Below are 26,454 nucleotides of genomic sequence, written 5' to 3'. Positions count from 1 at the left end.
CCGGGAGGTGATGTGACATGAATCGAATCAAGAACATCCGTCCCGGCGTTCTGGTGATCCCCGACGCCGGGTTGAAGCTCAAGCCCGGTCAGGTGGTCGAGGTGGAACGCCTCACCAAGCAGATCCAGGCGGCGCTCAAGAACGGCCGCCTGGCTATGGCCGACAAACCGAAGCAGGAACCGCTCGCCTCTCCAGAGCCAGATCAGGACGCGGAACCGGTGGACCTGAGCAAGCTCTCCGCCACCGACGCCATCTCCCGGGTCAACGAGGAAGCCAATCCGGAAACCCTCAAAGGCTACATGGACACCGAGAAACGCCGCACGGTGATCGACGCGCTCAAGAGCCGTCTGGAGGGTCTGCAAGGTGCTGCTGAGTGACCTGATCGCCGACCTGCGGCTCGACCTGTCCGATCCGGGCGCATCTCTCTTCGAGGACCAGACTCTGGAGAGATGCGTCCGGAAGGCCGTTTTCCGTGTCGGCCGTGACCTCGACCAATCGCTGACGATCACGGCCGGAGAGATTACCCCCGATCCCACCGGCGAGGTCCGCGAGCTCCTGGTGATCATGGCGCAGATCCACGCCTGCCAGGTCATGCGTTCCGCCACCGCCAACGCCTTCTCCTTTTCCAGCGGCGACAAGCGAGTGGACAAAACCGGTCAGCCCGGCCACTGGGCCAAGCTCGAAGCCGATCTGCTCGCCGACTACCGCCAGCGGCTCACCGAGCTGCGTCCGGCCACCCAGCTCGACCAGGAAGCCTACATCCTGACTCCGAGCGGCCTTACGCCGGTCATCTATGAACAAGGGATCGATCTCGATGTTGTTGAATGAGCGGGAACGCGCCGAAGCCGTGGCCGACGTTGCCCGCCTGATCCTCTCCTCCGGCCAGACCGCCCGCGTCCTGCGCGTCGTTCCCGGCGAACGGCTCTACGGCACCGACGATGCCGAATACGCGGAAATCTCTGTCATCCCCCTTGAATTGAATGAAACCCCGCCGGAGGAGCTGAGCGGCAAGATCGACGCGCTCGCCTGCGTCCTTCCGGATGCCGATGTCCGGGGTGAAGACCGCCTGGCCGCAGACCGGGAAACCTATCGCATACAGAGTGTGGAAGAAGAACACTTCTTCGGGACCGTCACTCACAAGAACCTGCAACTGGTGAAGCTCAATGGGCGTTAGGCGGACCGGTGACTGGGACAAGGCCCGCGCCAAGCTGACCACCGGCATGGGGCCGCGCCTGGCCACGGCCCTGCGTCAGGCCACGATCCGCAACGCCCTTTTTCTGGTGCGCGAGATCCAGCGGGGGATTCGCTCCCAGGCCCCGGGCGGGCAGGCCTTCGTGAAACTCGCCGAGAGCACCATCGAGCGCAAAGGCTCCAGCAAGGCGCTCATCGACACCGGCTTTCTCGTCAACGCCATCACCCAGAAGATCATGGCCGACAAGGCGTTCGTCGGCCTGCTGCGCGGCACCGTCAACAAGGACGGGGAAGACATGGTGAACATTGGTGCCGTCATGGAGTACGGGGCCACCATCAAACATCCGAACGGCGCGACCATCGTCATCCCCGCCAGACCCTTTCTGCATCCGGTGATGGAGAAGTACCGCGAGCAAATCCTCCAGAACTATCGCGAGGCGATCCGCTCCACGCTTTGAGCCTCCGACACATCGCCAGCGCTTCCGGTAAGTAACCAGGCAGAAAACGGAGGCGTCCCTTGATCACGATACAGACCGTCACAGAAACCCTGATCCGCCTGGCCAAGCAGGCCATCCATCCGGACACCGTGCTGGTGTTTCCGGATGACCTGTTCGAGGTCCAGCGTACCCCCAGCGTCATCCTCCAGGGGCCGAAGCTGACGGAAGACCGTTTCCGCCGCAGCCAGAGCCGCCTGTTCGAGAAGAATGTCGCGGAGCTGAGTTTCGAGGAGTGCCGGTTTCCCCGGCTCTATCACCTCGATTTCGACCTGGTGGTGACCGTGGACCGGGAGGCCGAACTGCTCGGGTTTCACGAATCGGTATCGCGGTTCCTCCAGCTTCACCCGGAGATCGCCATCGCCGACCAGGGCAGCCTGAACCTTACCGAACTGGTTCCTCTGGGCGGCCTGGCCCGGGTGAACCTCTCCAACCTCCGGCAAAGCTCCGGACGCATCCGCATCGAATCCTGCCCGGTGTACGACGGCGACCTGCGCGACGGTCGGCTGATCCGGGACCGGACCTTCCAGTTTCACGGCGACGTGACAGAGCAACGAACCATTCAACCGTAAAGGAGAACAACCGTGATCGAGATCAGAAACCTGCAGTTCCAACCCCTGACGTTCAACCTCTCCGGCCAGGGAACCCTCCACCTCGGGCCGCGAGAGCGCAAGAGCATCGCCCGCAAGGACCTCTCCGCCGAGATCAAGACCGCCGGAAAACGCGGCCTGGTGCGCATCACCGACCTGACCGGCGGCGCGGAACCGGAGCCGGAAAAGCCCACGGCAACCGATGACGCCGCAGCCGATGAGGCCAAGACCACCAGCAAGCGGAGGAAATAACCATGCCGACCTATCTATCGCCCGGGATTTACACCCGGGAAACGGACTTCAGTTTCTATGTGAAGCAGATCTCGACCTCGTCGGCCGCCATGGTCGGGGTGGCCGAGAAAGGTCCGATCAACAAGCCGGTGCTGGTGACGAGCTGGGAACAGTTCATCAACCGTTTCGGCTCCTACATCAACGAGAGCTATCTGGCCTACGCCGCCCGGGCGTTTTTCGACAACGGCGGCTCGGTCCTTTACGTCACCCGCATCGCCCATCTCACCGATCCCACCGACCGTGACACCCTGACGGCGCTCAAGGCATCCGTCGTCCTGCAGAACCGGGAGGCGACCCCCGCCGACGCCCTGCGGATCGAGGCCGTGAACGAAGGCGTCTGGGGCGACCGACTCTCCGTCTCCATCGAGGACGGCTCCCTTGACCTGGCCAACCATTTCAACCTGGTGGTCCGTCACAAAGGCGATGTGGTCGAGGTGTTCAAGGATCTGAGCATGGACGAGACGCTGCCCAACCATGTGGAGCTGGCGATCAACGACCGCTCGGATTTCATCCTGGTCCAGGATCTGGCCGCAGCAATGGGAACGCCCGGCGACCGTCCGGCATTGGGCGTGTTCACGCTCACCGGCGGCGACAACGGACTGGCCGATCTGGCCGATGCGGACTTCATCGGCGATCCCTCGCAGCATACCGGCCTCTATGGCTTTGACGAGATCGACGCCCTGAACCTGCTGATGGTCCCCGGCGTCACCACGGTGCCGGTCATCAACGCCGGAATCGCCTATGCCGAGGGGCGCAAGGATCTGCTGTTCATCGCCGACACGCCCATGCACCTGGAGCCGCTCGAAGCGGTCGACTTCCGCAAGGGACAAGGGATGTACAGCCACGCGGCCTTCAACTCCTCCTACGCGGCGCTTTACTACCCCTGGCTGGAGATCAGCGATCCGGTCAACTCGCGCAAGAAGCTGGTGCCTCCCTGCGGCGCGGTGGCGGGCTGCATCGCCCGCAGCGACCAGAAGACCAACGTCTGGAACGCGCCCGCCGGTATCGACCGTGGCCGCATCTTTAACACGCTCTCCCTGGCCTACAAGACCAGCCGTGGTGAGCGCGATGTGCTCTATCCGGAAGGGGTCAACGTCATCGCCGTGTTCCCCGACACCGGCATCAACATCTGGGGGCAGAAGACACTGCAGAGCCAGCCCTCTGCCGTGGACCGCATCAACGTACGCCGCCTGATGATGTACATGGAGGAAGCCATCTCGGAGTCCTCTCGCTTCGTGGTGTTTGAGCCGAACCATCCCCAGACCTGGCGTGCCCTCGGCCGCCTGATCAACCCCTTCCTGCAGGACATCAAGGACAAGGGTGGCCTCTACGACTTCGCATTCCAGTGCGACGAGGAGACCAATACCCCGGCGGTCATCGACCGCAACGAAATGGTGGCCCGCGTGTTCGTCAAGCCGACCAAGACGGCGGAGTTCATTGAGCTGAACTTCATCCTGACCAGCACCGGCGCGGACTTCAAAGAAATCTTCTAACGGGAGAACACGGCTATGAGAAGCGGAAACATGCCCAAGAGCCTTTACCAGAACTGGCAATTCGCCATCGAGGTAAATGGCTTCGACGTGGCCCTGTTCCACAAGGGACAGGAGCCAAAAACCGAATTCGAGGAAGTGGCCTTTGCCCCGGCCGGTTCGATGTTCGACCAGAAGGTGGCGGGCCGGGTCAAGTTCGAGGACATCACCCTCGAGAAAGGCACCCTGCAGGACGGCTCCGACGAGGCGGCCCGCGAATGGATCAAGAAACAGGTGGACGTGAACGCCGTCACCGGCGGCCTTCCGGCCGACTACATGCGCGACATCGACGTTGTCCGCTACGACCGCACCGGCAACGAGACTCGCCGCTGGACCCTGCACGGGGCCTGGGTGAAGGCGCTCGAATACGACGAGCTCGAAGGCGGCAACACCGAGAACACCATCGAGAAGCTCACCATCTGCTTCCAATACTGGACCTAAACCGGAGGATCGACCATGTACAGCTTTGAACTGCCAAGCGGCACTGAACTCGAGCTTCGGGAAATGACCGGGGCCGAGGAAGAACTGCTCACCAACCAGCGCCTAATCCGTTCCGGAGAGGCGATCAACCAGGTGCTCCGCAACTGTTTCGTCCGGCTGGGCGAGAAGACCGATCCCGATCTCGCCGAGGTGATGAACCTGCTCTCGGGTGACCGGCTGTTCGCCCTGGTCCGCCTGCGCCAGATTTCCCTCGGCGACGAGGTGGAGCTGGAGCTGAGCTGTCCGAACAGCGCCTGCCGCATGAGCAACTTCGTGACCATCAATCTCGAGGATCTCAAGGTCACCCCCTACGGCGAGGAGCGGGAGTTCGCCTTCAAGCTGCCCGGCTCGAAGAAAACCGTGCGCTTCGGATATCTCGACGGCCACAAGGAAAAGCGTCTGGCCAGCCTGCGCGAGCCCAACATCACCTCGGCCATGCTCATCCGCGTCCTCGACATCGACGGCAAGGCTCCCTCCAAGAAGAGCCTGGCGGAAATGTCGATGCGCGACCGCAACGCGCTGCGGCAGGAGATGTCGCGGGTCGACGCGGGAATCGACACCTCGGTCGAGACCGATTGCGATGGCTGCGGCACCAAGATCCGCACCCGTCTGGAGGCAGAACCGGCTTTTTTGTTCCCCGGAGTTCGCTTGTAAGCGACGCATTCTTTCTCGCTTACGGCGGACTGCACTGGGGCTGGTCGGAAACCCGCTCGCTGCCGCTCAGGGTCCGGCGTCAGTTCGTCGAGGCCCTCGAGCGGCAACTTGATTTTGAACGTGAGCAAACGGAACGGCGATAGATGAACGGCGATCTCGGACTGGGCATAGTGGTATCGATGAAGGATGCGTTCTCGCAGAACGCGCAGCGCATCCGTGGCTCCATGATGGACCTCGATTCCACCGTGGCGGATGCCAGTGAGCGGATGACCCGCAACCTGGACCGCATCCAGCAAGGCACCATGATGCTGGGGGCGGGACTGGCCCTGATGGCGGTGCCCGCCGCCCTGGTCGCCTCCACCGCCGCTACCCAGAAGGCCCTGGGCGAGCTGGCGTCCCTCGGCGTGCAGGACCTCCGGGCCATCGAGGACGCCGCAGAATCCTTCACCAACCAGTGGTCCGGTGCCGACAAGGCTGCGTTCATCAGCGCCACCTACGATGTTAAATCGGCCCTGTCCAACCTCAGCGACGAGGCGGTGGGCGTCTTCACCTCCATGGCCGCCATGACGGCCAAGGCGACCAAGGCCACCACCCAGGAGATGGTTGGCACCTTCACCACGGCCTACGGGATCTTCAAGCCCATCATGGCCGACATGAACGACATGGAATGGGCGACCGCCTTTTCCGGAGCCATGGCGCAGACCGTGGCCTCGTTCAAGACCAACGGCACCCAGATGGCCGACGCCATCAAGAACATCGGCGCGGTGGCGGCCGCGAGCAACATTCCCCTGAACGAGCAGCTCGCCGTGCTCGGCCAGCTCCAGACCACCATGCCCGGCTCCGAGGCGGGCACGCTGTACAAGGCGTTCATCATGAAGGCGGCCGAGGCCGGTGACGAGCTTGGCCTGTCCTTCACCGACACCAGTGGCCGTCTCAAGGGCGTGGTTCCCATCCTGCAGGAGATCAAGCGCCAGTTCCCCGATCTCTCCAACGCCGCCGCCCAGGTGAAGCTGAAGAAGGCCTTCGGTTCCGACGAGGCGGTCAAGTTCCTGCTGCAGATGTCGGCGGGCATGGAGAGCCTCGAAGGCAATATCCAGTCGGTGGGCCGAGCCATGAAGACCGGCACGGCGGTCACCGAACAGATGGCCGACGCCATGAACCAGGACATCGGAGCCCGGTTTCTGCTCCTGCGCCAGCAGGTGGCCAACCTCAGCGAAATCCTGGGTCGCACTCTGCTACCGGTGGTCACCCCGATGATCAATGGCGTCTCCCGCTTCATTCTGTTCCTGCAACGCATGGCCAAATCGATGCCGGGCGTGACCCGGGTAGTCCTTGGATTATCCATGGCCCTCGGCACCATTCTGGTCGTGGCTGGAGCCGTCACCGCCGCCGTGGGCATGGTGGGACTCATGCTTCCAGCCATCAAGGCCGGGTTCGTGGCTATCAGCGCCGCGCTCGCCGGAGTGGGTTCGGCGGTCGCGACCTATTTCTTGCCCGTCACCGCGATCATCGCGGGCGTGATCTTGTCGGTGTATCTGCTCAAACGCGCCTGGGAAACCAACTTCGGCGGCATTCAGGAGATCATCACCGGGGCCTGGAACAAGGTCTCGCTGGTGTTCCGGGGGGTCAGAGAGCTGGTGGGCTCTCTCAGCGGCGGCGTCGGGCAGATGTCGGCCGAACTGGCCCAGAAGCTCGAATCCGCCGGGCTGTTGGGCTTCGTGGTCACCGTCTTCAAGGCCTATTACCGGGTTCGTGAGGCCATGGCCGGATTGTGGGGCGCGTTCTCCCATGCCTTTGGCCGCATCCGCGCCATCCTCGAACCGACCGTCCGCACCCTGATGAGCGCCTATGCGGCGCTGGCCAGCGCGGTCTTTTCGGTGGTGGAGATCTTCGGCGTGGCCGCCAGCGCCACCGATGGGTCGTCCTGGCGCACCTTCGGCACGGTTATCGGCACCGTCGCCGGTGTGCTTCTTCAGGGGCTGGCATTCGCGCTGAAGATCGTGGCCTGGAACCTGTCGCTCATCGTCCGAGCCCTGGCGGTGGTGGTGCGCAGCGTGGTCTGGGTCGGCAAGGTCATCGTCGGGTCCCTGGTCGGAGCGGCCAAGTTTATCTACAAGTTCCTGTTGCCCGTGCGCATGATCGGCGAGGCCTTCGTGGCCGCCGGAAAGATCGTCTATGCGGTCTGGCAGGTGCTGACCGGCGACATTTCCCTGCTGGACGGTCTCAAGGCCATCGGCGGCGCGGTCTACGATTTTGTTGCCACCCCGTTCCGCTGGGCGCGGGATGTGGTGGTCGGTGTCTGGAATTTCATTTCCGGGATCTTCACCTCCATCGGACGCCTGGTGGCTGACGCCGCCGGACAGATCGGCCAAGCGATTCTGAATCTGCCGATCATCAGCACCCTGCGGGATCTGTTTGCCACCGTGCGCTCCTTCTTCGCCGGGGATACCACCTTTTTCGAGGCGGGCAAGAAGCTACTGATCACCCTTGGCGAAGGGATCTGGTCGGCGGTGACCTATCCCTTCACCATGCTCAAGAACGCTTTGGGCAAGCTGCGCAATCTGCTGCCGTTCTCCGATGCCCGTGAGGGACCGCTCGCCAGCCTGACCGCCTCCGGCTCCGCGCTGCTCAAGACCCTCGCCGATGGCATGAGCCTTACCCAGTCGCTGCCTGCGAAAGTGTTCGGTTTCGCCGCTCGCGGGATTCTCTCGGCCGCTGCGGGAGCCTGGCAGCAGATCAAAACGGCAGGCGGAAACCTCATGGACGCCGCCTCGGCTCCCTTCCGGATGGCCGGAAAACTCTGGGATGGTCTGACCTCCGGCGCACAAACCGTCGCGGCCAAGGCCGGTGCCATTTTCGGCGGTCTCAAACAATCCCTGTTTGGCGACACGCCCGAGCTGGCGATCAAGCCGCCCCGAGTCAATGCCTGGGACGCGCTGGCCACGGGAGCCGTCAATGTCCGCGACCGGATCGTTGCCACGCTGTCTGCCGTCCCCGGGGCTGTGGGCCGAATCTTTGCCAGTGCCGGTACAGAGGGGCAATCCCTCTGGCAAAGGCTTTCCAGCGGCGCGAGCACGGGCATCCAGGCACTCAAGGATCGCAGCGCCGGGATCGCCAACGGTTTGCTCTCTTCCGCTCGCGCCATGCTGGGAGTCCAGACCCCGATTCCGCAGGTGGCCGAGCAGAAGCAACCGCTCGGAGCTGCGCCGCCCGCCGAATCGATTGGGCAACGCATCATCGAAAGCGTGCTCAGTCTCGTGCCGCGTCTGGACGAGCGCCTGGTGCCCAAGGCCCTGAGCGCCATGCTGATGCTCCAGCCGGTCATGGCCACGGCCGCACCGCCTCCGCAACCGATGAACGGCACCGTGCAGACCGTCGCGGCGGCCATCGAGCCGGTAAGTAAGACCTATACCCAGCCGTTGGCGGTGGAACCGGCACCAGTAAGAGGAGACGCCTCACTGGCACCGGGCGGGATCGAGCGGCCCAAGACGGCCGCGCCGACCCCGATAGCGAAGCCCCTGCAATCCGGACTGACCGAGACGGTGCCCTCCGAACGGTTGATTGCTCCGGCCCGCACCGCTCCAGCGACACCCCTGCGGGCAGAGGAAGCCGGTCCGGGGCTGCGCGAACTGCTGGAATCGCTGCTCTCGCGCCTCGATGGCCTGGCCGACCGCCCGGTGGAACTGAGCGTGACCACCAACATCGATGGCCGGAAGGTGGCCGAGGCCGTCTACAAGGACCTTCGCGAGCGGAAGATCAGAAACTACGAAACACTTTGAGAGGACCGATGAAACGCATCTTTGTCTGCAGCCCGTTCGCGGGTGACATAGCCCGAAACGTGAAGGTCGCCGAGGCGCTTTGCCGTCGGGTCATGAGAAACGGTCACGCGCCGTTCGCGCCGCACCTGCTGTATCCAACCTTTACCGATGACAGCGTTCACGAGCAGCGGGAGACGGGCATAGCCTGCGGTCTGGCCTACATGGAATGTTGCGACGAGGTGTGGGCGTTCACCGGTAACGGTATTTCCAGCGGTATGCGGCGGGAACTCGACCGGGCCGGACAACTGGGCAAGCCGATCCTCGAGATCGCCGAGGTGTAAGCAATGGCCTGGGATCAACAGCCCATCAAGGGATATCTGGTGGACGCCGACACGGGGGAGCGGCTTGAATTCCAGTACAACCCCAACTCCATCAGCGACGAGAAGTCGACCGACTACGCGACGATCAAGATCCCCGGCATGAGCCACCCGCGCTACCAGTACGTCGCCGGGGAACCACGCCGGATCGCCTTCAAGGTTGAGCTGTTCAAGGGGCCGGTCAAACAGAAGGTCGACTGGCTCCGCTCGCTGCAATATCCGGAACACGCCGGAACCATGCTCAAGAACGCGCCGCACCGCGTACTGCTCATTTTCGGCGATCTCTACCCAGGCGTGACCTGCATCGTCCGGCAGGTGAAGGCGCGTTTCTTCGGCCTGTTCGACCGGGACAACCTGCTGCCGCAACGCGCCGAGGTGGACATCGTCCTCGAGGAATATGTGGACCGTTCCATCAACTGGTCGGAGGTGCGCTCATGATCGGCCGCAATTCCCGATACGCCCGCTGCCTTCTCTACCGGGACAGCGACGGTACCTCCCTCGGCATGCGCCAGCGCATCGACACCACCCCCAGACACGACGACCGCCTACACACCGTGGTCGAGGGCGACCGCCTGGATCTGCTCGCGCACCGCTATCTGGGTGACGCCAGGCTCTGGTGGATCATCTGCGACTACAACGACCTCTTTTTCCCGTTGGCGCTCGAGCCGGGTCTGGCGCTGCGCATTCCCTCCCGCGAACACGTCCAGATGCGCCTGCTCGACTGAAGCGTCCGACACCTCGCCATGCCTTCCGGTAAGTAAGCAGGGAACTGCGAACCACCGGAGAGACGCATGGATCTGGATACCTTCAAACCGACATTTCTGATTCAGATCGAGGGGCAAGACCTCTCGAAGGACATCACCCAGGAGATCACCTCGTTCGTCTTCACCGACAACGAGGAAGAGCTGGATGTTCTCGAGCTGTCGGTGACCGACCGCAACCTGCAGTTCGTCGACGATCCGCTGTTCCAGGAAGGCAACGAGATCGTGGCCCGCTTCGGCTACGTGGGAAACCTCTCCCCGCGCAAGAAGGCGGTCATCAAGGACATCGATTACGATTTTCCGGAAAACGGTGATCCGACCATCCGCATCAAGGCCTACGACAAGGGCTTCAAACTGGCGGGCAAGGAAAACCAGAAGGTCTGGCAGAAACCCGCTCCCGGCATCCTCTATTCGGAAATCGCCGAACAAGTCGCCGCCGCCAACGGCCTCACGCCGGTGGTCACGGCTACCAAGGGAACCCATCTCCGCGTCACCCAGAGCAACATCTCGGACGCCCAGTTCCTCAAGGAGCTGGCGGAAAAGGCCCGCGACCGCGATGGCGACGGCGTGAGCGGCTATGTCTTCTATATCCAGGACGACGAACTCCATTTCCATCCCCGCGAGCTCGACCAGACACCACTTCTGACCCTCGAATATTTCACCGATACCAAGGGCCTGTTGCGCTCGTTCCGCCCCAGCACCCAATCCCAGGGAGCCAAGGGCGCGGGGGTCGAGACCAAGACGGTCGGCGTCGACCCGCGCAAGAAGGACGTGGTCGAGCACAAGGCCAACAACGCCACCACGCCCGAACGGACGGCCCTGGGCAAGCAGACCTATCTGGTCGACGGCAACACCGGCGAAGGCAGCTTCAAGGAACAGGAGACGGGGCAGATCGTGCCCAGCTTCGACCGTTCCGAAGGCTTTCACGAAGAGCCGCGCCAGGAGCCCGCCCAGGACAGCGCCGAAGGCAAGTTCCGCGAGGCCGAGCTGCGCCAGGTCGAAGCGGACGCCGCCACCATCGGCATTCCCCAGCTACGCGCCAAGAAGAACGTCGAGATCAAGGGCGTGGGACGGAAGTTTTCCGGCATCTACTACTGCCACTCGGTCCGCCACAGCATCAGCGGCGCTGGCTATCTCTGCGAACTCAAACTCAAGAAGAACGCCCTCGGCAAGGGCGCGGGCGACAAGTCCGCCGAGTCCCAGGGCAAACCCAACGACAAGGAGGCCCCGCCCACGCCGCAAAACGAGCCGCCAGCCATGGTGACCATCGACGCGGATTCCGGCGCGGTCACACAAGGAGGCGGCAATGGGTGATCTCAGCAAGAATTTCAACCGTTCGGAATTCGCCTGCAAGGGCACGAACTGCTGCGGCCATTCGGCTGCGGTCCATCCCGACCTGGTCGACGCCCTGCAGACGCTGCGCGACCGCATTGGCAAACCGCTGTCCATCACCAGCGGCTTTCGCTGCAACCGACACAACAAGGCGGTGGGCGGCGCGGAGCATAGTTTCCACACGCTGGGCATGGCGGCCGACGTGAGCTGTCCCGCTGGCGTTTCGCCCGAGGAACTGGCGGTCATCGCCGAGGAGATCCCGCTCTTCCGCGAGGGCGGCATCGGCGTCTACGCCTCCTGGGTCCATCTCGACGTGCGCCAGTCGGGCAAGGCGAGGTGGCGATCATGAGCGCCGAAACCAAGACCCTGTTTTCCGGCACCGCGCTGGGTCTCTCCGGACCGCTTCGGGTGGAGATCCTGCCCAATGGAATGACCGCGAGGCTGACCCAGCCGTTCCGTGTCCGCACCGGCGCTGGCCGCATCATCGAAGTGCCCGCTGGGTTCGAGACCGACTTCGCCTCGGTGCCGCGCCTGTTCTGGCGCGTGGTGCCGCCCTGGGGCCGATATTCCCCGGCGGCCGTCGTTCACGACTACCTCTACCACACCGGCAAGGTCTCGCGGCTTGCGGCCGACCGCCTCTTTCTTGAACTGATGGCGGCCCTGGGCGTGCCTCTGTGGAAACGCCAGGTCATGTATTGGGCGGTTCGCCTGGGCGGCTGGCTGGCCTGGGACGCCAGTCGAAAACGGGAGGCGGAGCATGCTTGAAACCCGCGACCGTCAATCCGAGGAGCGCTACCGCAACCGCTGGTACGGCAAGTACCGAGCCTTCGTGCGTGACAACAACGACCCCGAACGCCTCGGCCGGGTCCGGCTGGAAATCCCCGCCGTGCTCGGCAGCGGGCGGGAGAACTGGTCCGAATGGGCCGCGCCCTGTTTTCCCTACGGCGGCAACGACGACACCGGCATGTTCCTGATCCCCGAGGAAGGGGCCTCGGTCTGGGCAGAGTTCGAGGGCGGCGGCGTCCAGTATCCGATCTGGACCGGGGTCTGGCTGGCCAAGAGCAATCCCGGCGAACAGCCCGAGGAATCCAAGCGCACCTGCGCGAACGCCTTCTGCCATGACTGCGAGGACAAGGTCGAGCATCAGGCCTACCGGCATGACGATCTCGAACACAAGAAGTACCACGGCCATCCGCCGTATTACTGCCCGCGCCTGAAGGTCCTGCTCAAGACCGAAACCGGCCACACCATCCTGGCCGATGACCGCGACGGCGACGAGCTGCTGCGGATCATCGACCGCGCCGGACAGATCCTCACCATGGAAGGGAAGGTGAAGCCGGAAATGCAGAGCGGCAACGCCCTGCGGCGAGGCACGAAGGACGCCGAGAAAGGCGACCAGCTCGACATCGACTCGCAGATCGTCGGCTCCCGCGCCCGCATCCAGCTCACCGACCTCTGCCGCCAGCAGGTGACCCTCGAAGCCTGGCAGGACAAGGAGAAGGTCCACATCCTCTCGTGCGACAAGGGCCGCTCCCGCTGGCAGAAGATCCTCATCGACACCACCAAGGGCCGGGAGAAGGTTCACATCTGGGGGCTCAACGGCACCCAGGAAATCCTCGTCGATTCCACCGCTGCCGCCGAACAGATCCGGCTCACCGACAAGGCCGGTCAGGTTGTGCGCATGAACGCCGCGCCCGGCCAGGAGAGCATCAGCGCCACCGACAAGTCCGGCAGCCTCGTGTTTATGGATGGGGTGGCCGGAAACATCATCATTCGCTCGACGAACACCGTCTTGATCAACACCTGAAGGAAGCATTGCATGGGAGAAAGAACAACGCCCTCCGGACTCTCGGCCAGCGAGGAATTGCTGGCCCGGACATTCGAGCATTGGCGGGAGGAATTCCGCAGCATCCTCGAAAACCACCGCCGGGAAATCCAGGATCGCCTCGAGAAGATCGAGCGCGAAATCGAGAAGAAATCGGACAAGGAAAACGTCGAGGTGCTGGTTCGCTCGATCTATTCCGATCTGCACCGGCACGCCGAGGAGATCGACCGGCTGCATGCCCGGGTCGGCTCCAAGATGGGGACCGAGACCATGTGGAAGATCGTCGGCCTGGTGTTGACCATCGGCAGCACCATCGGCGGACTCGTCGGCTTTCTGATCCATCTGCTGCTGAAGGTGAACCCATGAGCTTCCAGGCTCGACTTGGCGACATCAGCAGCCACGGCGGCGTCATCATCACCGGGGCGAGCCGGACGCTGGACAACGGCATGCCGGTGGCCCGTATGGGGGATCTGCACGTCTGTCCCATCCCGGGACATGGCGTGACGCCCATCGTGACCGGCAGCTTCGACACCATCACCGAAGGATTGCCCAACGCCCGCATCGGCGACATCACCGCCTGCGGAGCCATCATCGTCACCGGCAGTCCCGACACCATCGACAACTGAGGGGGACGCGATGAACAATCTCGAACAGCCACAGGAACCGCACTACTGGGATGTCTTTCCGAAACTGATCCGGGTCTCGCGATCCCCATTCGTCCAGCGCATTCCGCTCTCGATCCGTGGTCTACCCGAAGCGCCGGTGTTCGAATCGTCCAATCCCGACGTGGCCAGTGTCGATGAAGACGGCAATGTCGAATGCGGCTTCGTTCCCGGGGCGGCCATGATTCTGGTCTGGGATTCGCCCGAGCGGCTCAGCCTGCGTCACGTCCAGGTCGAGGTCTATGGCGGCGGCGTCTCCGCACCGGTGGAGGTTCCTTCATGACCGATACCGCGCCAGACTACAGCCACTGGGAGGTACAGCCTCGCTCCATCCGCCTATCCGCTGGCGAGTTCGAGCAACGGATTCCGCTCTCCCTGCGCGGCGACGTGAACGTCCCGGTCTTTGCCTCCAGCAATCCGGAGGTCGCGGAGATCGGGCCGGATGGCGTCATTCGCTGCGGCTGGACCATCGGCAACGCCGTGCTCATGGTCTGGCGATCCTCGGTCCTGGACAGCCTCCGCCATGTACTGGTGGAGGTCCGCGATCCGTCCTGGTTCGCCGACCACCCGGACTTTGCCAGCGGAGCATCGGTCTTTCTCAGTGGCATGGTGGTCAACGCCCTCAACACCAGCGGCGTCGGCAACGCGCTGATCGAATTCCGCCGCTCGGAATCCGGCCCGGCTGCGTACCAGACCTTCGCCAACGCCTATGGCGGGTTTGAGCTGTCCGTACCTGAAGGGTTCTATTACGTGGAGGTCACCGCGCCGGGATACATCGCCTGGCATGGCTGGGTGAACGCCGACCCCAACACCTCCGGCGACATCCAGATCGTTCTCTCGCCCGAACTCATCGGCCAGGTCGCCCGCATCGTGTTGCAGTGGGGGCTCAACCCCCGGGATCTCGATTCCCATCTCACCGGACCGACGCCATCGGGCGGCAGGTTCCATGTGTTCTATTCCCACACCATCGAAAACGAGGCGGCGGAATTGGACGTGGACGACACCAGTTCCTACGGGCCGGAGACCATCACCATCCATCGGCTCATTCCCGGCGTCTACCGCTACGCGGTCCACGACTACACCAACCGCAATGTCAATCCGAGCACCGGCCTGGCGCAGTCCGGAGCATCGGTGAAAGTGTTCTTGAGCGATGGCCGTGAGCAGACCTTCACCGTTCCCAACGCCCCCGGCACGGTCTGGACCGTGTTCGAAATCGACGGCGCGACCGGAACAGTGACGGCGGTCAACGCCATGAGCTATCAATCCCAACCCGCCAATGTCGGCATGTAATGGAGGTTGTCGATGATTTCCGAAGAACCCACCGACTTGCAGGCCACCATCGAACAGACCGATTCCGGCGAGCAGCAGTATGTGCTGCGGGCGCTCTGCGATCACCTGTCCGGCATCCGTGAGGAGCTTTCCGGCATCCGCACGCTGCTGGAGGCCGGTCACGCCGCCTCGGAGGCGATGCGCGGCCAGGCCCAGGCCTATCTGGAAGCCCAGCAGGCCAGGACGCAGGAGTATCTGGATCAGGTACAGGTCGAGCCGGAGCCCGATTTCTATCCCTTCGTCGAACTGCCTGCGGGCACCGAACCCCGGGATCTGCCGGACGGCAACCGGCTCTTCACCTTGCCCGACGGCATGATCCTGCGGACCACTGACGATCAGCGAATCTGCGTCATCGACGCCGGGGAGCAGCAGGTCGTCACCCCCGGACCCGGCACGGCCGTCGAGGTCGCCCCGGGACGCCTTTACACCCTGGTCGAGTCCTATCTGAGCGCGACCCAGGAGGCAGCCGGTATCAGCGGACTGCCCGCCGGGATCGAGCCGACCGCCATGGGCGCGGAACGCTTCGCGGTGGTTCTGCCCGAGGACATCCGTCTCGACGTCGATCACCGGGAGCGGTTTATCACCCTGATCAATCCGGCCGGGCCAATCGACATTATCGGCATCGGCCGTATCGAGGGCATCGGTGAAACCATCGCTATCCGTCTGCTTTCCGGGGGAGCCAAGGGATTCCAGTGCGGCCAGTCCGGCCACGGCGGGCTGATCGAGGCGGACGGAACCATCCACCTGGGGCTCAAGAGCGGTGTGGATCTGGTGATCCGGTTCCAGGGAGAAGCCGTCGACGACGACACTTTGGAAAATGGCTGCTCGGGACAGTGCGGCATCGACTGCGAGGAGCGTACCTGATGAGCTATGACTTTCTCGGCAAGGGATTGCGCTACCCGTTCCGGTTTCAGTCGGTATCCGGCGGCACCCAGGTCTCGACCGCCACCTCGCGGGAGCACGAACATATCCGCGAAAGCATCCTGCAGATCCTCGGCACCCGGATCGGCGAACGGTTCATGAATCCGGAGTTCGGCTCCAGGCTGAAGGATCTGGTGTTCGAACAGAACGACGAGGTGCTCAAGGGCCTGCTGCGCCATTACGTGATCGACGCCATCAAGCGCTGGGAAAAGCGGGTGATCATCACGGAGGTGCGCTTCGACGACCGGCCGCTGAAAATCGACGGCAACCTGCTGCTGGTACATATCGCCTACCGGGTGATCCAGAGCCAGGTGGACGGCAACCTGGTCTATCCCTTCTACAGAGAAGACCCGAACAATCCCGCGCCCAGCTATCCCCAGCCTGAAATACCCCCAGAGCCCGAACCCGATCCGGAACCACCGCCGGTGCGCAGCGTGCGCCTGTCGCCGGACGTGCGCTCGCTGTTCAATCTGCTCTGGTTCGACGCGGCCGAAATGAGTCCCGATCCGGACGATTCCTTCATCTGGCCAGCCGGAGAATACGAGATCGCCTACATCGAGGGAGCCTTTCAGGACCGCAACGGCAAATGGATCGTCAGCGATCCGGGTGACAATCACGGCCATTACCTGGTCTTCGAGGGAGCGCCAGAAACCGAAGCGCCCCAAGCCGAGCACGCCCTCTATCTGGCCGCGAGCGGTCTGGGCTTCGACACCCAGAGTCAGGCGGAAGACAACGCCGCTGGCACCGTTCACCGGATCACCACCTTGGAGCCGGGCCGCATCGGTCTGTTCTATTTCGAGGGCAAGAAGGAATCCCACTACCTCAACAACACCTCCGGGCAGCCCAATCCCGTCTGGCAACTGCGCGGCCCGCTCTGAGGCATCCCGCCTCCGACACATCCAGGTCCCTTCCGGTAAGTAACCGGCGTGGCGAGAGCATCAGGCGCTCTCGCGTAACCGCCGAAAACCGGAGAGACCATGGGCCGCGCAAGCATCGGATACATCAACAAGGATTACGAATCGATCCGTCAAGAGCTGCTGGCGAAGATCCCGCAGCTCACCGACCGCTGGACCGATTTCAACCACTCCGATCTCGGCGTCGTCCTGCTCGATCTGTTCTGCGGCGTGGGCGACATGCTGGCCTACTACCTGGACGCCCAGGCGGCGGAGGCCTTTCTGCCCACGGCCCGCCAGCGGCAGAACGTCATCAACCTCTGCAAGCTCATCGGCTACCGGTTGGACTCGCCGGTGGCCTCCACCACCACGCTGCGCTTCCGGCTCTCCGCCCCGCTCGGCAAGGACCTGACCATTCCGGCGGGGACAGCCTGCCGCGCCTTGCTGAGTGACGGCGAGGCGGATTTCGAGACGGTCGAGGACGGCTTGATCCCGCGAGGCGTACTCTCGGTAGACATCCCAACCCGTCAAGGCGTGCGCCGCACCGAGACCTTCACTTCGACGGGGCTGCCATTCCAGCGCATCCGCCTGACCGGCGGCGTCATCGCCCAGGGCACCATCACCGTTACGGTGGGGGACGACGCCTGGAGCGAGGTCGATCACTTGCAGGACAGCCTGGCCGACAGCCGCCATTTCATGGCCGACCTGGACGCCCTCGACATCTCCACCCTGATTTTCGGCGACGGGCAAAGCGGCGCTGTACCCGCTCAGGGAAGCGCCATTGCCGTCAGCTATCTGCAGACCATCGGGGACCAGGGAAATCTCGGTCCGAACCGGATCACCCAACTGCTGAGCCCGGTCTACCTCGATGGAGGCCAGGTTCCCCTGACCGTCACCAACCCGGTGCCCGCCACCGGCGGCGCTTCGCGGGAAGCCCTCGAACATGCCCGCCGACAGGCACCGGCGGAGCTGCGCAGTCTCTGGAAAGCCGTCACCCTGGAGGATTACCAGGCGCTCGCCGAAGGTTACCCCGGCGTCGCCAAGGCCAAGGTGCTCGACACCAATGCCTGCCAGAACATCCGCTATTACAACGTCCAACTGGCCATCGCCCCCAACGGCGGCGGAATGCCCTCGGCGCTGCTCAAGCGGGACCTCGCCGAGTTTCTCGAACGCCGCAAGGTCATCACGGTCGAGATCACCTTGTTCGACCCGATCTACCGGCCCGTTTCCATCGACGCCGAGGTCTACATCTGGCCCGGTGAACCGCTGGAAAACGTGCGCAGCCGTATCGAAGCCGAGCTCACCGATTTCTTTTCTTTCGACCGGGTCTCCTTCGGGCAGACCATTCACTTCTCCGACCTGGTGGCCCTGATCGACGGCGTGCGCGGCGTCAGCCACATGCATCTCTACGCGCCCCAGCAGGACATCGAGCTGCGCCACGGCGAAATTCCGGTTCTCGGCAGAGTCAACCTCGATCTGCGGAGGGCCGGTTGATGTCGGATTGGTTCAAGGACAATCTGCTCGGCCTGCTGCCGCCGCTTTACGAGCACAACGACGAGGCCGGTGACCTGCGCACATTTCTGTGCCTTCCAGCCGGAACGCTGGACGAGCTCAAGCAGGCCATCGACGACTTCCCGACCATCTTCGATGTGGATCATTGCGACGAGCGCTTTCTGCCGCTGCTGGCAAGGCTCGTCGGCCTCGAAGTGGACGGCACCTGTTCGCCGGACTGCCAGCGCCGCCGTGTGCGGGAGGCGGTCGAAGTCTATCGCCGCAAGGGCACCATTCCGGCCATCGAACGCGACTTTAAGGTGCTTGGTTGGCAGGGGGAGCTCCAGGAAACCTTCCGCTCGGCGCTGCGTCTCAATGCCCGCTCCCGACTCAGCAGCGCCAAGCTGCCCGGGCTGGTGTTCAGCCTCGGCGTGTTTCGCGTGCTGTGTCTCAACCAGACCGAGGGGCTGCGCGACGCCCTGGTGTTTCACCACCCGGCGGGTACGCGCTGTTTCTGGCTCCAGTTCCTGCTCGAATGGATCGAAGGCGGCGCAATGCTCGACTTCGGGCACGCCAACGCCGTGCGCCGGATCGTGCTGGCGTTTCTCGACGAGACCTTCGTCCTTGGCCGCTCCTCGCTCGGTTCCTGCCGTCATCTGACCAACAAGCAGAGGGCCTGGGAGCTGCTGCAGCTCACCAGTACCACGGAGATGCTCCCGGAAATCGACCGGGCCGCCGTAAAAGTCTCCCGTTTTCACGGCCGCCAGAACCGGATGCGCCTGAACCACAAGGCCCTCAACGACTGGCGGCTGCCGTACACCCGCGTCGGCGAGGATCGGGTTTCCTTCTGCACGTCCATCTACACCGGCCGCGACTTCGAAGGGGATGTGCTGGAGAGCGGCTTCGGGCTGGGCGAGAGCCATCTCAACCGCAAGCCGCTGACCCATGGCGAGACCGCGCTGCGCTACTGCTTCCGGCAGAAGGACTTCTTTTTCGACACGCAGGCGGAACCGGTCGAGCGTGCGGAGGCCAAGTACGACCTGCGCCTGCCCTTGGAATCCCGACACCGCCTCTGCTTCCAGCTCGGCCGCGCCAGGCTCAACGCTGGTCTCGACCTCACCGCCAACCAGGGCGGCATCAGCAATCTGCTGCTCGCCTCCACCGCTGGCTGCGACGCGGACGTCACCCTGGCCGTCGACCGGATCGACCGATGGGGGCGGAGAGGGCCTGTGTTCCGGCTCAACGCGAACACCCTGAACACCCGGTATCTGAGCAATGCGAATCTGACCGGCGAACGGGCCTCGCTTGAGATCTACGTGGACACAGGTTCTCTCCAACGCCATCGGGTCGAGACCATGAAGCTGGGCGCGAGCCCGCTCAACACCACCGGCCTGCGCCTCTCCGTGGATCGGACCCGCCCGATGCGCGTCAGCCGCATGCGCCTCAACCAGGCCGGATTCCGCTGGTCGCGGCCGTCCTACCGTTGGCTGTTCCGTCAACAGGACCTGCACGCGCCCACGCAGGCCGGGTTCGAGGCCGCCACCAATAACTATCGCGCCACCCAGTGGCCCACCTGAAGGAGAACCCATGGCGATTCACCTCTATCTTGACGAAGCGCTGACTCAGCAGATTTCCGAGGGGGATTTCAGCCGCCCCGAGGCCGAGAGCTACAACGGCACCGACGGCGACATCAAGGATCGGCAGCTCTACGTCGCCAACGAGCAGACGAGCCTCCCCTCGGCCATCGACGCGACGCAGACCTCCATCGCCCTGGCCGAACCGCGCTTTGCCGACGGCGAACTCATCATCATCGACGGCGAGCAGATGCTCATCAAAAGCGGCGGCGGCACCGCCAATCTCACCGTGCAGCGGGGCGTTGCCAACACCGCTCCGGCCGCGCACGACGCCGGAACGACCGTCTATTCCGGCTACGACTACACCGGGCTGGTGCTCGATCCCATTGATGAGACCGGCACCGACGAATCGGTCTGGTACCGCCTGGCCCTGACCCAGGCCGGACTCGACACCGCCACCCAGGGCGCACCGCTCAATCTCGGTGACAAGGCCTTCCAGCAGACGCTGTCTTTCTGGCGGCGCTGCACCGTGCTCCCGGGCACACCGGTGCAAAACAAACTCGACATCAAGCTGCGCCTGACCGGCACGGAAAACCCGATTCTCTAAGGAGGCCGCCATGGCATACCACAGCATTCAAGGACTCGCCCACGGTCGTCTCGACCTGCTCAATCAACTGCGGACCTTTCTGGTGACCACCACCGGCTGGACCCTGCATGACGACCAGTCGGCCGACCCGCAGCCGTATTTCGTCTTCAAGTCTCACGGGGAATCCGGGGCCGAGGACGTCTATCTGCAGTTCCGTATCAGCACCACCTCCGGGCGGATTCACGTCGCGGCATTCCAGTATTGGATTGCTGCCACCCACACCGGCATCAACGAGGCTTCGCACACCAGTTACACCTACCTGCGGGTGGAGGACAGCGCCGACTTCATCTTCTGGCTGTTCGCCGACCTGGATCACGTCTTTGTGGTGACCAAGCTCGTCTCCACCTACTACGGCCATTACAGCGGCTTGCTGAAACGCTTCTGGTCCGGGGCCATCGCGCTCGCGCAGGCGGCGGTCACCGCCGGAAGCGGCGTGGTGCTTCAGGTCAACGACGCCACCGTGGTCACGCCCGGACAGGACTATGTGATCAAGGACGACGCGGGCATCGAACGCGTGCGGGTGAGCGCCATCGACACCGCCGTCACGCCAAACACCATCACCGTCGAAACCCTCGTTCGGGATTACGCCTCGGGAGCCAAGATCGGCGAGGACCCGCAGCCGGTCGTCAACAGCTACTACAACGCGCCGGGCACCTTCTACGCCGTGAACAAGTTCGACGGCTGGACCTCCGCGTCCGGCCAGCAGGGCCGCTGCGGCGCGGCCCACGGTGGGCTCCAGGGCGAAACCGATCCAGAGATGCGCTACGGCACCACCATCCTCTTTCCCTGGCTCGCCTCGATGTCCGGCTCCGCCGCCTACCAGGAACTGCGTGGCGAACTCATCGAGATCTTCGCCGTGGGCGGCGGCAACGTCGCCTCGGAAGACACCATTCAGATCGGAACGGACAGCTACCGCGTGTTCAACCTGACCACCGGCGGCTGGTGCGCGGTGAAGGAGTAACGCCATGGCAACGCATAGCGGAAAGCTCAAATTCGTCACCACGATCACCGGCCAGCGACGCCCGGGAACGCTCCTGTCCATGAACCGTGGCCAGGCTCTCAAGCTCTGCGGGAGGATTCGCCGTGGCCGTGCATAAGGGACAACTGGCATCCATCACCACCCGCAGAGGCATCCGGCGGTCGGAACTGCTCGCCATCGGCGCGGCGCAACCCGGAGCGCTCTTCGAGCTGTTTTCCGGGGCACCGGCTAGGCGCACGGTGATGGTCCGGGCCGACAGCGCAGTACGGGTCGCCCATCGGCTCGAACGTCGGTCCGACCTCGCGCTTCGCGTGAACAACCACCTGAACCGGAGCTCCGACCTGTGGCTCGTCATCCATGGACGTATGGGCGTCGATGCCGACACGGCGGTGCGGGTGACGCGCCCCTGGCTGCGGAGCATCGATACCAGCGTCCGTACGTCTGGCGCACACAGCAGCCGATCCGACACAGTTCAGCGCATCGCGATCCCGGCCGGGCTGCTGGCCGACACGCGCCAGATCCTGTTCGCGGTGCTCATCGATCAAGACCACGAAATTCAGACCTAAAGGAGAACAGCAATGGCACTGGGACTCATCGTCAAAACCGGCCGGATACTGACGGCCAAACTCCTCCTCGGCCAGGCCGTGGACGGCATCACCCACTGCGCCATCGGCGACGGGGATGCCAGCTTTGCCGACCCGCAGAATCCGCCCGCGCCGGACATCGGCCAGACCGGGCTCAGAAACGAACGCGCCCGCAAGCGCTACTACAAGCGGACCTTCCTCAAGGAGGACGCCGAAGGGGCTCTGTTGGTCAACGGCGTGCGCTATCTCGAAACCGGCGAGGAGACCAACACCATCGGCATCTTCTTTCGCTTCGACGAGGCCGAGGCCAACGGCATCACCATCCGCGAATACGGCTTCTTCGGCGGCGATGTGCAGTACGTGGAAAGCGTCACCGGGGATCTCGCCATGGGCGGCGTGTTCCATCAGGACACCAACCCGACCGGCGAGGTGCTGCACCCGGGCTACCTGTACGAGGTGAAGAACATTCCCGACTTCAACAAGATTTCCGACACCCGCGTGGAGCTGGTCGGGATCATCAAGATCTAACTGGAGGATTCAATCATGAGCATCTCACGCGAGACATTCGACCCGACCAAGAACTACAAGCGCATCCGCTACCATCAGGATCGCGACCTGCTGGATTCCGAACTCAACGAGCAGCAGGACATCATCAACCTGGAGCGGCGCAAGATCGCCGACATCCTGTTCAAGGAAGGCTCCATCATCATGGGCCTCGAGGTCAGCGCGGCCGCCAACGTCCTGACCCTGGCTCCGGGCGTGGTCTACATCGACGGCCATCTGGAACAGGTGAGCGGCGCGACTCTGACCTATGATCCGGCCACCACCAGCGGGGCCGATTACGTTTACGTGGAGCTGCTGAAGTACAACTACGGCTACACCCAGGACCCGGCCCTGATCAATCCGGCCACCGGCGAGCCCACCGCCGAGCGGGAAAAATGGGCGCTCTCCCTCAAGGCGACGGACACCAGCGGCCAGACGCTGCCCAACAACGTGGCCGAGCGCCGGGTGATCCCGATCTACAAGTTCGACCGCGAGAGCGGCGACGTCACGCCCACGGTGCAGGAGAAGTCCAACCTCTACCTGCGGGATCTGCTGGGCACGCTGCCGGGCAGCCGGATCACCGTCTCATCGATCACCGAGGACCAGCTCTCCTTCGCCGCCGCCGAGGGACTCAATTCCCTGATTCAGAACCTGGCCGAGCGCACCTTCGACCAGGCCGGAAGCTACCTGGTGCGTGGCTTCGACACCTTTATCGGCGGCGTCGACGACGACAGCGTGGAGGCGATCACCAACGCCGGACGCGCCTACATCCAGGGCTTCCGGCATCAGCGCGATCTGCCCACCTCGACCCTGGTGCCCAAATCCATCGCCACCAAGTCGGTGCGCGGCGAGCAGAAGACCTTCGATATCAACAAGCGCCGCTATCCGGTCAACTCCACCCCGCTCAAGGAGACGACCCAGGTGGAGGCCATCGTCGAGATTACCCGCAACGTCACTCGCGGCTCGGTGGGCGGCGGCGAAGACCTGCTCGATCCCAATCCCGTGGTGGACATCCTCGAGGTCAGCCAGGGAGCGACCATCTTCCAGGAGGGCGTGGACTGGCAGCAGTCAGGCAACCATGTCGACTGGCTCGGCTCCGGCAACGAACCGGCCATCGGCACCACCTACACGGTGCGCTGGACCTACACCAAGCAGATGGTCAAGGGCACCGACTATGTGGACAGCGGCTGGTTCGGACAGGCCAACCATCCGGCGGCCGGAAACTATTTCTATCTGGTGACCGCCTACAACGCCACCGGCGAGACGGCCTTCAACGCCGCTGCGGTCATCGCCAGGGCCACCGCCGCCGGGGAGATGAACAAGCTCACCTGGCTGCCGGTCAGCGGCGCGACCGGCTATCGCGTCTACCGGGCGGCCACCAACGGCGCACGCACCGATTACAAGCGCCTGATGGAGCTGGGCAGCGAGGCGCTCTCCTACGTCGACGACGGCGTCGAGGAGATCGGCACCGCTTCGCCTCCGGCCACCAACACGGCCGGACTCACCATGTCGCCGGTGCAGCTCGAGCTGGGCAACCTCAACGTGATCAACTTCGGGCGCGGCAGCCTCGGCGACCAACCGGTGAACGGCTCCAACTGCAGCCTGGACTATGACTATTACCTCGGCCGCCGCGACATCGTTTACGCCACCACCACCGAGATCAAGCGGCTGGAAGGGGCTCCGGCCGATTTCCCGAAGCTGCCCATCGTGCCGGAAAACGCCCTGGGGCTGTGCAGCATCGACTGCCCGCCCAACTCCACCGACATGGAGATCCGCAACTTCGGCCTGACCCGCATCACCATGGACCAGATCCATGACATCATTCAGGACGTCGAGGACCTGAAGTACAACGATGCCCAGTACCAGATGAACAACGAGCTGCAGAACCGGGACGCCCAGACCAAGAAAGGCATCTACTCGGACGACTTCTCGAACACCGCCCAGTCGGACATCTACCACGCCGAATGGGACGCCCGGGTGAACGAGATCGCCCGCTTCGTCGCGCCGGACCGCATTCCGCACTCCACCGTGCTCTCGGTCGATCAGGCGGGCAGCAACGCCAGCTTCTTCGGCAGCCTGGTGCTGCTGCCGGGCAACGAGACCGTGCTGGTGGAGCAGAACGACTGGTCCGAGGAGCGCAACATCAACCCCTACGCGGTGTTCGACAAGCCCCCGGCCATGCTGCAGATCACGCCCAACCTCGGGCGGCGCGGCCAGACCGGCATTGCCGTCATCGGCATCAACTTCACCCCGAGCAAATCCGGCATCGTGCTGCGCTGTGACGGCCAGGTGATGGCCAGCAACCTGATCAGCGACGAGGCCGGTCGGGTCAGCGCCTCCTTCACCATTCCGACCAACGCCCGCAACGGCAACCGGATCGTGGAGATGGCCGACGGCGTCTACTCGGCCCGGGCCAGCCTGCAGATTAACGATCCGCTGGTCATTACTCGCATCGAGCGCATCATCGAAAACCGCATCATCCGCGTGCCCGTGGTGCAGGTGGTCTGGCGCACTCAGACCATCTTCGTACCCCGCGATCCGCTGGCCCAGACCTTCAGTTTCACCCAAAACCAGGTGATCTCCAGCATCGGGCTGCAGTTCACCGCCAGGGACCCGAGCATCCCGGTCACGGTGCAGATTCGCGGCGTCACCACCGGTCTGCCCAACGGTGTGGTGTTCGCCGAGAAAGTGCTGGCCCCGAACGAGATCAGCCTGAGCGGCGAGACCCGCATTCGCTTCGACGACCCGTTCTACGCCGAGGCCAACACCAGCTATGCCGTGGTGCTGCTGACCAACAGCACCAATTACAAGGTCCGCACCGCCACCCTCGGCAAGATGGGCCGCTGGGGCATCATCACCCGGCAGACCTACATGGAAGGCGTGCTGCTGGAGAGCTCCAACGCCGAAACCTGGACGCCGCTCAACGGCTCCGACCTGGCGATGAAGATCTACGGCTACAACTTCCAGTCCGAGGGGATGATTCGCTTCCAGCCGATCACCGGCGTGCAGTTCTCCGACATCAACCTCGACGAATACTCGGCCATCCCCCAGGGCACCGGCCTCGACTGGGAATACTCCACCGACGGCGGCGTGACCTGGGACGCCATGGTTCCCGCCGAGGAGGAACGGCTGCCCAACCTCGCCACCCGGGTCCAGATCCGCGTGCGCCTGAGCAGCTCGCTTTCCAACGACACCCCGGCCATCAACTTCCGCGACGTCAACCTGGTGGGCTACCTCAACAAGACCACCGGGGCCTACCTGACCCGCGAGAACGAGCTGACCCAGGGAGTGGAATCGACCAAGGCCTATGTGCAGATGCAAATCCCCAGCGGCACCACCCTGCAATGGTTTGCCAGCAACGACGGCGGCCTGACCTGGGAGGCGATGACCATCCAGGAGACCCGGCCCATCGACGAGAACTGGACCGAGTACACCCTGGTGCGCACCTTCACCGACAACACCGGCAACAAGGTCCGCTACAAGGCCGAGATGACCGGCACGCCGCTGATCTACCCACGCATCCATTCGCTGGGCGCGACCCTGAGCTAAG

At 63.8% G+C, this 26,454-nt stretch carries 30 protein-coding genes and 1 pseudogene; all 31 read left to right on the top strand.

The genetic code is table 11. The features are described from left to right. Window positions 1–17 precede the first annotated feature (17 nt). The 31 genes and pseudogenes from ACUUL3_RS13045 (at window position 18) to ACUUL3_RS12895 (ending at window position 26,453) form a co-directional block, all read left to right on the top strand. Complete coding sequence (locus tag ACUUL3_RS13045; protein WP_448552022.1) at window positions 18–377, top strand: hypothetical protein; 360 nt, start codon at window positions 18–20, stop codon at window positions 375–377. Next, complete coding sequence (locus ACUUL3_RS13040) at window positions 364–828, top strand: hypothetical protein (protein WP_015721246.1); 465 nt, start codon at window positions 364–366, stop codon at window positions 826–828. The genes ACUUL3_RS13045 and ACUUL3_RS13040 overlap by 14 nt, the downstream gene beginning before the upstream one ends. Further along, window positions 815–1,174: a hypothetical protein gene (locus tag ACUUL3_RS13035; RefSeq protein ID WP_448552020.1), complete on the top strand. Its 360-nt coding sequence runs from the start codon at window positions 815–817 to the stop codon at window positions 1,172–1,174. Before ACUUL3_RS13040 ends, ACUUL3_RS13035 begins: the two co-directional genes overlap by 14 nt. Continuing rightward, entirely contained in the window at window positions 1,164–1,649 is a 486-nt protein-coding gene (locus tag ACUUL3_RS13030) for a hypothetical protein (RefSeq protein WP_448552018.1), read from the top strand. Before ACUUL3_RS13035 ends, ACUUL3_RS13030 begins: the two co-directional genes overlap by 11 nt. A gap of 59 nt (window positions 1,650–1,708) precedes the next feature. Beyond that, a complete protein-coding gene (locus tag ACUUL3_RS13025) occupies window positions 1,709–2,257 on the top strand; it encodes a hypothetical protein (RefSeq protein ID WP_448552017.1) in 549 nt (182 codons plus the stop codon). Between the two features lie 12 nt (window positions 2,258–2,269). Next, complete coding sequence (locus tag ACUUL3_RS13020; RefSeq protein WP_028577512.1) at window positions 2,270–2,527, top strand: hypothetical protein; 258 nt, start codon at window positions 2,270–2,272, stop codon at window positions 2,525–2,527. A gap of 2 nt (window positions 2,528–2,529) precedes the next feature. Continuing rightward, the gene (locus tag ACUUL3_RS13015) at window positions 2,530–4,059 is read left to right on the top strand and encodes a phage tail sheath C-terminal domain-containing protein (RefSeq protein WP_448552015.1); all 1,530 of its coding nucleotides are present in this window, start codon (window positions 2,530–2,532) and stop codon (window positions 4,057–4,059) included. A gap of 30 nt (window positions 4,060–4,089) precedes the next feature. Beyond that, entirely contained in the window at window positions 4,090–4,536 is a 447-nt protein-coding gene (locus ACUUL3_RS13010; protein WP_227501130.1) for a phage tail protein, read from the top strand. A gap of 15 nt (window positions 4,537–4,551) precedes the next feature. Then, window positions 4,552–5,229: a T4 family baseplate hub assembly chaperone gene (locus ACUUL3_RS13005; protein ID WP_448552012.1), complete on the top strand. Its 678-nt coding sequence runs from the start codon at window positions 4,552–4,554 to the stop codon at window positions 5,227–5,229. 143 nt (window positions 5,230–5,372) lie between these two features. Continuing rightward, window positions 5,373–6,572, top strand: a pseudogene (locus ACUUL3_RS13000) (phage tail tape measure protein); the annotation flags it as partial. Between the two features lie 2,444 nt (window positions 6,573–9,016). Then, a complete protein-coding gene (locus ACUUL3_RS12995) occupies window positions 9,017–9,328 on the top strand; it encodes a DUF7768 domain-containing protein (RefSeq protein ID WP_448552010.1) in 312 nt (103 codons plus the stop codon). 3 nt (window positions 9,329–9,331) lie between these two features. Next, window positions 9,332–9,802 (top strand): CIS tube protein, encoded by a 471-nt coding sequence (locus ACUUL3_RS12990; protein ID WP_011366981.1) that lies wholly within the window; start codon window positions 9,332–9,334, stop codon window positions 9,800–9,802. Further along, entirely contained in the window at window positions 9,799–10,089 is a 291-nt protein-coding gene (locus tag ACUUL3_RS12985; RefSeq protein ID WP_013219047.1) for a LysM peptidoglycan-binding domain-containing protein, read from the top strand. Before ACUUL3_RS12990 ends, ACUUL3_RS12985 begins: the two co-directional genes overlap by 4 nt. Window positions 10,090–10,155: 66 nt before the next feature. Next, the gene (locus ACUUL3_RS12980; RefSeq protein ID WP_130958189.1) at window positions 10,156–11,439 is read left to right on the top strand and encodes a phage late control D family protein; all 1,284 of its coding nucleotides are present in this window, start codon (window positions 10,156–10,158) and stop codon (window positions 11,437–11,439) included. After that, window positions 11,432–11,806 (top strand): YcbK family protein, encoded by a 375-nt coding sequence (locus ACUUL3_RS12975; RefSeq protein WP_448552007.1) that lies wholly within the window; start codon window positions 11,432–11,434, stop codon window positions 11,804–11,806. The genes ACUUL3_RS12980 and ACUUL3_RS12975 overlap by 8 nt, the downstream gene beginning before the upstream one ends. Further along, on the top strand, window positions 11,803–12,222 hold the full coding sequence (locus ACUUL3_RS12970; RefSeq protein ID WP_448552005.1) for a DUF1353 domain-containing protein: 420 nt from the start codon (window positions 11,803–11,805) through the stop codon (window positions 12,220–12,222). Before ACUUL3_RS12975 ends, ACUUL3_RS12970 begins: the two co-directional genes overlap by 4 nt. Further along, window positions 12,215–13,264: a phage baseplate assembly protein V gene (locus tag ACUUL3_RS12965; protein ID WP_448552003.1), complete on the top strand. Its 1,050-nt coding sequence runs from the start codon at window positions 12,215–12,217 to the stop codon at window positions 13,262–13,264. Before ACUUL3_RS12970 ends, ACUUL3_RS12965 begins: the two co-directional genes overlap by 8 nt. A gap of 12 nt (window positions 13,265–13,276) precedes the next feature. Further along, window positions 13,277–13,648, top strand: a complete 372-nt coding sequence (locus tag ACUUL3_RS12960; RefSeq protein WP_448552001.1) for a hypothetical protein — start codon at window positions 13,277–13,279, stop codon at window positions 13,646–13,648. Next, window positions 13,645–13,908: a PAAR domain-containing protein gene (locus ACUUL3_RS12955; protein WP_448551999.1), complete on the top strand. Its 264-nt coding sequence runs from the start codon at window positions 13,645–13,647 to the stop codon at window positions 13,906–13,908. Before ACUUL3_RS12960 ends, ACUUL3_RS12955 begins: the two co-directional genes overlap by 4 nt. Before the next feature lie 10 nt (window positions 13,909–13,918). Beyond that, a complete protein-coding gene (locus tag ACUUL3_RS12950) occupies window positions 13,919–14,227 on the top strand; it encodes a hypothetical protein (protein ID WP_020886740.1) in 309 nt (102 codons plus the stop codon). Then, the gene (locus ACUUL3_RS12945) at window positions 14,224–15,234 is read left to right on the top strand and encodes a YfaP family protein (RefSeq protein WP_448551997.1); all 1,011 of its coding nucleotides are present in this window, start codon (window positions 14,224–14,226) and stop codon (window positions 15,232–15,234) included. Before ACUUL3_RS12950 ends, ACUUL3_RS12945 begins: the two co-directional genes overlap by 4 nt. A gap of 12 nt (window positions 15,235–15,246) precedes the next feature. Continuing rightward, window positions 15,247–16,137, top strand: coding sequence for a hypothetical protein (locus ACUUL3_RS12940; RefSeq protein WP_448551995.1), 891 nt, complete (start codon window positions 15,247–15,249; stop codon window positions 16,135–16,137). Then, window positions 16,107–17,072: a GPW/gp25 family protein gene (locus ACUUL3_RS12935; RefSeq protein ID WP_448551993.1), complete on the top strand. Its 966-nt coding sequence runs from the start codon at window positions 16,107–16,109 to the stop codon at window positions 17,070–17,072. The genes ACUUL3_RS12940 and ACUUL3_RS12935 overlap by 31 nt, the downstream gene beginning before the upstream one ends. A 99-nt stretch (window positions 17,073–17,171) precedes the next feature. Next, window positions 17,172–18,581, top strand: a complete 1,410-nt coding sequence (locus ACUUL3_RS12930) for a baseplate J/gp47 family protein (protein WP_448551991.1) — start codon at window positions 17,172–17,174, stop codon at window positions 18,579–18,581. Further along, complete coding sequence (locus ACUUL3_RS12925; RefSeq protein WP_448551989.1) at window positions 18,581–20,155, top strand: phage tail protein; 1,575 nt, start codon at window positions 18,581–18,583, stop codon at window positions 20,153–20,155. Before ACUUL3_RS12930 ends, ACUUL3_RS12925 begins: the two co-directional genes overlap by 1 nt. A 10-nt stretch (window positions 20,156–20,165) precedes the next feature. Continuing rightward, entirely contained in the window at window positions 20,166–20,759 is a 594-nt protein-coding gene (locus ACUUL3_RS12920) for a hypothetical protein (protein WP_448551987.1), read from the top strand. Between the two features lie 10 nt (window positions 20,760–20,769). Next, entirely contained in the window at window positions 20,770–21,759 is a 990-nt protein-coding gene (locus tag ACUUL3_RS12915; RefSeq protein WP_448551986.1) for a hypothetical protein, read from the top strand. A gap of 4 nt (window positions 21,760–21,763) precedes the next feature. Beyond that, window positions 21,764–21,895: a hypothetical protein gene (locus ACUUL3_RS12910; protein ID WP_448551984.1), complete on the top strand. Its 132-nt coding sequence runs from the start codon at window positions 21,764–21,766 to the stop codon at window positions 21,893–21,895. Then, window positions 21,882–22,343: a hypothetical protein gene (locus ACUUL3_RS12905; protein WP_448551982.1), complete on the top strand. Its 462-nt coding sequence runs from the start codon at window positions 21,882–21,884 to the stop codon at window positions 22,341–22,343. Before ACUUL3_RS12910 ends, ACUUL3_RS12905 begins: the two co-directional genes overlap by 14 nt. A gap of 12 nt (window positions 22,344–22,355) precedes the next feature. Next, window positions 22,356–22,889 (top strand): hypothetical protein, encoded by a 534-nt coding sequence (locus ACUUL3_RS12900; protein WP_448551980.1) that lies wholly within the window; start codon window positions 22,356–22,358, stop codon window positions 22,887–22,889. 15 nt (window positions 22,890–22,904) lie between these two features. Continuing rightward, a complete protein-coding gene (locus ACUUL3_RS12895; protein WP_448551978.1) occupies window positions 22,905–26,453 on the top strand; it encodes a DUF4815 domain-containing protein in 3,549 nt (1,182 codons plus the stop codon). Window position 26,454 lies beyond the last annotated feature (1 nt).

It is taken from the genome of Thiovibrio sp. JS02 (genome assembly GCF_053485635.1).
This window is presented reverse-complemented; position numbering and strand designations above follow the sequence as displayed.

What these genes read in the sequence shown, in the direction of transcription:
- ACUUL3_RS13045 (WP_448552022.1), top strand. Translation starts at nt 18, where the DNA reads ATGAATCGAATCAAGAACATCCGTCCCGGCGTTCTGGTGATCCCCGAC.
- ACUUL3_RS13035 (WP_448552020.1), top strand. Translation starts at nt 815, where the DNA reads ATGTTGTTGAATGAGCGGGAACGCGCCGAAGCCGTGGCCGACGTTGCC.
- ACUUL3_RS13030 (WP_448552018.1), top strand. Translation starts at nt 1,164, where the DNA reads ATGGGCGTTAGGCGGACCGGTGACTGGGACAAGGCCCGCGCCAAGCTG.
- ACUUL3_RS13015 (WP_448552015.1), top strand. Translation starts at nt 2,530, where the DNA reads ATGCCGACCTATCTATCGCCCGGGATTTACACCCGGGAAACGGACTTC.
- ACUUL3_RS13010 (WP_227501130.1), top strand. Translation starts at nt 4,090, where the DNA reads ATGCCCAAGAGCCTTTACCAGAACTGGCAATTCGCCATCGAGGTAAAT.
- ACUUL3_RS13005 (WP_448552012.1), top strand. Translation starts at nt 4,552, where the DNA reads ATGTACAGCTTTGAACTGCCAAGCGGCACTGAACTCGAGCTTCGGGAA.
- ACUUL3_RS12995 (WP_448552010.1), top strand. Translation starts at nt 9,017, where the DNA reads ATGAAACGCATCTTTGTCTGCAGCCCGTTCGCGGGTGACATAGCCCGA.
- ACUUL3_RS12990 (WP_011366981.1), top strand. Translation starts at nt 9,332, where the DNA reads ATGGCCTGGGATCAACAGCCCATCAAGGGATATCTGGTGGACGCCGAC.
- ACUUL3_RS12985 (WP_013219047.1), top strand. Translation starts at nt 9,799, where the DNA reads ATGATCGGCCGCAATTCCCGATACGCCCGCTGCCTTCTCTACCGGGAC.
- ACUUL3_RS12980 (WP_130958189.1), top strand. Translation starts at nt 10,156, where the DNA reads ATGGATCTGGATACCTTCAAACCGACATTTCTGATTCAGATCGAGGGG.
- ACUUL3_RS12975 (WP_448552007.1), top strand. Translation starts at nt 11,432, where the DNA reads ATGGGTGATCTCAGCAAGAATTTCAACCGTTCGGAATTCGCCTGCAAG.
- ACUUL3_RS12970 (WP_448552005.1), top strand. Translation starts at nt 11,803, where the DNA reads ATGAGCGCCGAAACCAAGACCCTGTTTTCCGGCACCGCGCTGGGTCTC.
- ACUUL3_RS12965 (WP_448552003.1), top strand. Translation starts at nt 12,215, where the DNA reads ATGCTTGAAACCCGCGACCGTCAATCCGAGGAGCGCTACCGCAACCGC.
- ACUUL3_RS12960 (WP_448552001.1), top strand. Translation starts at nt 13,277, where the DNA reads ATGGGAGAAAGAACAACGCCCTCCGGACTCTCGGCCAGCGAGGAATTG.
- ACUUL3_RS12955 (WP_448551999.1), top strand. Translation starts at nt 13,645, where the DNA reads ATGAGCTTCCAGGCTCGACTTGGCGACATCAGCAGCCACGGCGGCGTC.
- ACUUL3_RS12950 (WP_020886740.1), top strand. Translation starts at nt 13,919, where the DNA reads ATGAACAATCTCGAACAGCCACAGGAACCGCACTACTGGGATGTCTTT.
- ACUUL3_RS12945 (WP_448551997.1), top strand. Translation starts at nt 14,224, where the DNA reads ATGACCGATACCGCGCCAGACTACAGCCACTGGGAGGTACAGCCTCGC.
- ACUUL3_RS12940 (WP_448551995.1), top strand. Translation starts at nt 15,247, where the DNA reads ATGATTTCCGAAGAACCCACCGACTTGCAGGCCACCATCGAACAGACC.
- ACUUL3_RS12930 (WP_448551991.1), top strand. Translation starts at nt 17,172, where the DNA reads ATGGGCCGCGCAAGCATCGGATACATCAACAAGGATTACGAATCGATC.
- ACUUL3_RS12925 (WP_448551989.1), top strand. Translation starts at nt 18,581, where the DNA reads ATGTCGGATTGGTTCAAGGACAATCTGCTCGGCCTGCTGCCGCCGCTT.
- ACUUL3_RS12920 (WP_448551987.1), top strand. Translation starts at nt 20,166, where the DNA reads ATGGCGATTCACCTCTATCTTGACGAAGCGCTGACTCAGCAGATTTCC.
- ACUUL3_RS12915 (WP_448551986.1), top strand. Translation starts at nt 20,770, where the DNA reads ATGGCATACCACAGCATTCAAGGACTCGCCCACGGTCGTCTCGACCTG.
- ACUUL3_RS12910 (WP_448551984.1), top strand. Translation starts at nt 21,764, where the DNA reads ATGGCAACGCATAGCGGAAAGCTCAAATTCGTCACCACGATCACCGGC.
- ACUUL3_RS12900 (WP_448551980.1), top strand. Translation starts at nt 22,356, where the DNA reads ATGGCACTGGGACTCATCGTCAAAACCGGCCGGATACTGACGGCCAAA.
- ACUUL3_RS12895 (WP_448551978.1), top strand. Translation starts at nt 22,905, where the DNA reads ATGAGCATCTCACGCGAGACATTCGACCCGACCAAGAACTACAAGCGC.